The following is a 773-nucleotide window of genomic DNA, read 5'->3' as shown; positions in this document are numbered from 1 at the left end:
GTACCCCAACTTCAGACCCTGCGACACCACGAACTCCTACCCGTCTACGAATCCGGCCGGGTTCGAGTATGCCCAGACACCTGTGACGGACGCGACGTCACCTCTCGGCCTCGGCCAGATGCAGGTCGGGTTTCCAGTCGTAGACGACGCTGGTGCGCAGCAGGATGTCCTGCAGGGACCGGCGGCGGCGATCCACCGCCACCCACAGCAGCCCGAACCCGAACATCACGCACAGCCCGGCGCGCAGCCCCGCCCGGACCCATCCGACGAGGTCGCCGTTGCGGCTCACCATCCGCAGCCCCATCACCACCGCGCCGACCGTGCGACCGGTGGTGGCCCAGGACACCGTCAGGTACAGCGACGCGACACCGACGAACACACCGACGGACAGCAGAACGTGTGCGTCGGGGAAGGAGAACTCCTGCGGCGAGAACAGCAACCGCACGAGTACCACGGCGAGATAGATCCCGCCCATCACGGTCAGGACCACGCCGAGGTCGATGGCTGCGGCGATGCCCCTCGTGACGATTCCGGCGGGTCGGTGGGATGGTTCCCGGTTGCTCATGCCGGTTCTTCCGGGATCTCGGCGCGCCCGAACAACCGGCCGACGAACCCGGATACCGCATCGTCGGCGTGCATACCCTGGCTGCGCACGCCGCGCATCGCCTCGGTGGACATGGACCCGGTCGACTCGCGGATGATGGTCGGCAGGTCGACGCCTTCGATCACCGCGTTCGCCAGGCCGATGAGGTCGACTCGCCCGATGATCGCAT

Annotated in this window: 1 protein-coding gene and 1 pseudogene; both read right to left on the bottom strand. The window is 67.5% G+C overall.

Annotated elements, in window-relative coordinates:
- Positions 1-97: 97 nt before the first annotated feature.
- The gene (locus CQZ88_RS14025; RefSeq protein ID WP_065922261.1) at positions 98-565 is read right to left on the bottom strand and encodes an RDD family protein; all 468 of its coding nucleotides are present in this window, start codon (positions 563-565) and stop codon (positions 98-100) included.
- Positions 562-773, bottom strand: a pseudogene (locus tag CQZ88_RS31040) (hypothetical protein); the annotation flags it as partial. The gene CQZ88_RS14025 and the pseudogene CQZ88_RS31040, both read right to left, overlap by 4 nt.

Origin of the sequence: Rhodococcus sp. ENV425 (assembly GCF_002887785.1) — a bacterium.
In the GTDB taxonomy this organism is placed as follows: Bacteria; Actinomycetota; Actinomycetes; order Mycobacteriales; family Mycobacteriaceae; genus Rhodococcus; species Rhodococcus aetherivorans.
Note: the sequence above shows the minus strand (reverse complement) of the source record. Positions and strands in the feature narration are given on the sequence as shown.

Coding starts and splice junctions, on each gene's coding strand:
- CQZ88_RS14025 (WP_065922261.1), bottom strand. CDS start 565: ATGAGCAACCGGGAACCATCCCACCGACCCGCCGGAATCGTCACGAGG.